Consider the following 2,819-nt stretch of genomic DNA (forward strand, 5'->3'; position numbering starts at 1 on the left):
CTGTTGCCGCCGGTGCCCATCGTCATGGAGGCCGACCCGTCGCGCTTCGAGCAGATCATCGTCAACCTGCTCAACAACGCGATCAAGTACACCGCGCCCGGCGGGCAGGTCTGGATCAAGGCCACCGTCGAAGCGGACGCCGCGGTGATCCGCGTCGAAGACACCGGCCAGGGCATTGCCACCGACATGCTGCCGCGCATCTTCGAGCTCTTCACGCAGGAGTCGCGCACCGCTTCATCGGCCAGCGGTGGCCTGGGCATCGGGTTGGCACTGGTGAAGAGCCTCGTCGCAGCGCACCACGGCATCGTCTCGGTGTACAGCGAAGGCCGCGGCAACGGCAGTGTGTTCACCGTGCGCCTGCCGCTTGTGCAGTCCGCGCCCACGCCTGTTTGACGCCGCCGGCCTGCCGTAGGGCGCCACTGCCTGCCGGCGCCATTCGCTGGGAGGACGCCAGACCTGTCCGACCCGGGCAGGCAGGCCGCTGAGCCCTCGAGGCGCAAAGTTTGACTTCGAGCTTCCCGAGAAACGGCCGCAGTCGGCGCCGTGCGGGTCACGCGGATGACTTGAGTTGAACGAACGCTTCGACGACGGTGCGGCGGCCCAGGCGGCTCTGTTCGGTGGCGGGCAGATGGGCGGGCTCATGCGTGAGTGCGACTGGTCGCGCACGGCGGTCGGCCCGGTGCACACCTGGCCGCAAAGCCTGCGCACCGTCGTGCGCGTGCTGCTCGATTCGCGCTACGCGATGTGGATGGCCTGGGGCCCCGAGCTCAGCTTCTTCTGCAACGATGCCTACCGGCCCACGCTCGGTCTCAAGACCGGCTTCCTCGGCGCGCCAGCGCGCACCGTGTGGGCCGAGATCTGGCCCGAGATCGGCCCCCGCATCGAGCAAGTACTCGACAGCGGCACCGCCACCTGGGACGAAGGCCTGCAGCTCTTCCTGCAGCGCAGCGGCTTCGTCGAGGAGACGTACCACAGCTTTTCCTACAGCCCCGTCTACGACGATGCCGGCCGGGTGGCCGGGATGCTGTGCGTCGTGTCCGAGGTCACCGAGCGCACTATCGCCGAGCGACGGCTGGCGCTGCTGGCCACGCTCGCCAGCGCCACCTTGTCGGCGCAGGATACGGAGCAGGCTTGCGAGCAGGCCGCCGCGTCGCTGGCCGGCGATGCCGAGGATCTGCCCTTCACGTTGCTGTATCTGCTGGACGACGATGCGCCCGTCGCGCGCCTCGTTGCGCAGACCGGCTTGCCTGCCGGAGCGAGCGCCGCCCCCTTGCAGGTGTCGCTGGTGGGAGGCGATGCCGGCGAGCAGGCCGCGGTGGCATCCGGGCGGCAGGGCACTGCAGCGGCGTGGCCCTTGAATGCGGTGGCGCGCACCGGCGCCGCCTGCACGTTGGACGACCTCGCCGAACGTCACCCGGGCCTGGTGGCCGGGCCTTGGCCGGAGCCGATCACGCAGGCGTTGGTGCTGCCGTTCACGCGGCCCGGTGCGAACGAGCGGCCGGCCGGCTTCCTGGTGGCCGGTGTGAGCCCGCTGCTGCCGCTCGATGCCGGCTACCGGCGCTTCCTCGACCTCGTCGCCACCCAGCTCGGCACGCCGTCTCCGATGCGCGCGCCTACGCCGAGGAAAAGCGGCGCGTGCAGGCCCTGGCCGAACTCGACCGGGCCAAGACCGTGTTCTTCTCCAACGTGAGCCACGAGTTGCGCACGCCGCTCACGCTGATGCTCTCGCCGATCGACGAGTTGCTGGCCGCCGGGCCGGCGGGCGCCGATCCGGCCGAGGCGCACGCACAGTTGCAGCTCGCGCAACGCAACGGCCAGCGGCTGCTGCGGCTGGTCAACACGCTGCTCGATTTCTCGCGCATCGAGGCCGGCCGGCTGCAGGCTCGCTTCGAGCCTTTGGACCTGGCTGCGCTGACCATCGATCTGGCCAGCGTGTTCCGCTCGGCGATGGAGCGCGCCGGGCTCGGTTTCGTCATCGACTGCCCGCCGCTGGCCGAGTCGGTGTTCGTCGATCGCAGCCTGTGGGAAAAGATCGTTCTCAATCTGCTCAGCAACGCCTTCAAGTTCACCTTCGAAGGCGAAGTGCGCGTGACGCTGCGGGCCGATGCCGAGTCGGCCTACCTGAGCGTCAGCGACACCGGCACCGGCATACCGGATGCGGCGCTGCCGCACCTGTTCGAGCGCTTCTACCGGGTCGACGGCGCCCAGGGCCGCAGCATCGAAGGCAGCGGCATCGGCCTGGCCCTCGTGCACGACCTCGTGCGCCTGCACGGCGGCGAGGTGGCGGCGCACAGCCGGACCGGGCAGGGCAGCCGCTTCGCGGTCTCGGTCCCGCTCGGGCATGCGCATCTTCCGCCGGAGCTCGTTGCCGCTGCGGCGCTGCCGCGCGAGAGCGCGCTCGATGCCGACGTCTACATCGACGGTGAGCCGCAGGAAATACGCGACACCGCCTGGGGTTCGCTGGACGCTGCGAGCGGCACGGTCCGGACCGCCACCGCAGCGTCGGCGGCCGCCTCGCTGCTCGAGGCCACGGACGCGGACGATGCCCCGGGCGCGGAGGCAGCCGCGGCCGACACCCGGCCGCTCGTGCTCGTGGCCGACGACAACGCCGACATGCGCGGCTACCTGCGCCGCCTGCTCTCGGCCCACCACCGCGTGATCGTCGCGCCCGATGGCGCCGCGGCGCTGGCGCTGGCGCGCACCGAGCGGCCCGAGCTGGTGCTGAGCGACGTGATGATGCCGCGGCTGAGCGGCTTCGAGCTCCTGCGAGCGTTGCGTGCCGACGCGCGCACCGAGGGCGTGCCGGTGATCCTGCTCTC

At 70.9% G+C, this 2,819-nt stretch carries 3 protein-coding genes; all 3 read left to right on the forward strand.

What is annotated here, in order from left to right:
* Positions 1–393 (forward strand): sensor histidine kinase KdpD (locus H0W38_RS20350; RefSeq protein WP_292457603.1); only part of this gene is annotated, 393 nt, incomplete at its 5' end.
* A 175-nt stretch (positions 394–568) separates the two neighbouring features.
* Positions 569–1,690, forward strand: a complete 1,122-nt coding sequence (locus tag H0W38_RS20355) for a PAS domain-containing protein (RefSeq protein ID WP_292457605.1) — start codon at positions 569–571, stop codon at positions 1,688–1,690.
* The coding region (locus H0W38_RS20360; protein ID WP_292457608.1) for a hybrid sensor histidine kinase/response regulator at positions 1,636–2,819 on the forward strand (1,184 nt) is incomplete at its 3' end. The genes H0W38_RS20355 and H0W38_RS20360, both read left to right, overlap by 55 nt.

It is taken from the genome of Methylibium sp. (assembly GCF_013817365.1).
GTDB lineage: Bacteria > Pseudomonadota > Gammaproteobacteria > Burkholderiales > Burkholderiaceae_C > Methylibium.